The following is a 965-nucleotide window of genomic DNA, read 5'->3' on the forward strand; positions in this document are numbered from 1 at the left end:
AAGAGAACGCCCTTGATGAGCCCAGCAAACGGGTAAAAAGATCGTGTCCCATCACTTTCTTGCCATTTTATACAGCGTTGTGTAATGTAAATTTGTTTTTAATTTGAAAAGTTTTGTGCTTTTCTGTCTGGTTAAAATGAAGAGATAGCATTAATTTATCACTGATAAAAATTACTTTCTTTACCCCATTATCTGACGGGCTTTATAGTGTATTCCGCTAGTCGATGTTGGTGTGTTTTTTTTGTTTTACTTTTCTGGAAGTCTATTGAAAGCATCCCAGGTGACTAAATAAACGTTTTTCATGTTTATGGGAAACGTCAGCGGCTTTGAACAAAGATGTTTAATTTATCGTCATGTGAATGTTCAGGCGATATTTAAATATCAACATTAGGCATTATAACCCAGTAAGGTATATGTAAATGAATAAGATCGTTTTCTCTTCCATTGCTATCGCAATGATGTCTGTTGGTCTGGCACACGCGGCGTCAACCGGCACGATCACTTTTAATGGACAACTGAACGCTAATACCTGTGATGTCGTTGTCGATGGTCAGGCCGCGGATGCAACCGTTGTGTTGCCCACGATTGGAACGAACCAGTTATCCACCACCGGCCAAACGGCGGGTGATACGGGCTTTACCCTGGCACTGAATAATTGTGCGGGCACATTGGAAACCGCATCGGCATTCTTCGAAGCGGGGGCAACCGTGGATTCTGTGACGGGGCGTTTGAATAATACCGGGACAGCGGCCAACGTCAGCCTGCAATTGCTTGATGGTTCCAGCCCGTCTCGTGCGGTAGTTGAAGCGGGTAACCAGAGTCAACTCAACGGTAACACCTATGTAGATATTACTTCAGGCAGCGCCAACCTGCCGTACATCGTGCGCTACTTTGCGGAAGGTGCAACTACTGCGGGTACGGTTGTTAGCAACGTTGTCTACTCTATTCAGTATCAGTAATGGTCT

The 965-nt window shown here is 44.5% G+C and carries 1 protein-coding gene; it reads left to right on the forward strand.

All coding sequences use genetic code 11. The features are described from left to right. Nucleotides 1–419: 419 nt before the first annotated feature. Nucleotides 420–959, forward strand: a complete 540-nt coding sequence (locus tag J5224_RS30290) for a fimbrial protein (RefSeq protein WP_264628749.1) — start codon at nucleotides 420–422, stop codon at nucleotides 957–959. The last annotated feature ends 6 nt before the right edge of the window (nucleotides 960–965 follow it).

The sequence above is a fragment of the Candidatus Symbiopectobacterium sp. NZEC135 genome, assembly GCF_025962695.1.

Excerpts from the sequence above, each read along its gene's own strand:
- J5224_RS30290 (WP_264628749.1), top strand. The coding sequence starts at position 420 with ATGAATAAGATCGTTTTCTCTTCCATTGCTATCGCAATGATGTCTGTT.